Annotated in this window: 1 protein-coding gene; it reads left to right on the top strand. The window is 60.2% G+C overall.

All coding sequences use genetic code 11. The features are described from left to right. On the top strand, positions 1-260 hold a 260-nt coding region (locus EN869_RS34890), incomplete at its 5' end, for a hypothetical protein (RefSeq protein ID WP_210237972.1). Between the last annotated feature and the right edge of the window lie 99 nt (positions 261-359).

Here is a 359-nt window from a genome sequence, read left to right as displayed (position 1 = left end):
CGCTCCTGGCGCTTGCAAACCTCGCCACGGCATTCCTGCAAGGCTGTCAGTCGGCATCGACGCCGTGGGCCGGTGATCCGCTGAAACCGCACGTCGATCCCAGTGTGATGAGCGAGTGTGGCGACCTCGTCGATGTCCCTCACCGCTTCGTCCCGGCCGACGAGGCAAGTCGCCTTTGGGCGCAGGATCGATCCAATTTCGGTGACTGCCGACGGCTCAAACATTCCAACAGAGCCACGATCAGGGCGCTCGTGAAATAGCAGCAGTGCATGAAAGGGTGACGGGGCAGAAATGGCGGAAGAAAGCATGGACGTTCAGATTGTGCGCCTCGAGGAGAGGCTGAAATCGATCGAGGGAAT

The organism is Mesorhizobium sp. M2D.F.Ca.ET.226.01.1.1, assembly GCF_004022705.2.
Classification (GTDB): Bacteria; Pseudomonadota; Alphaproteobacteria; order Rhizobiales; family Rhizobiaceae; genus Mesorhizobium.
The sequence above is the reverse complement of the archived record's forward strand: the minus strand, read 5'-3'. Positions and strand labels throughout refer to the sequence as shown.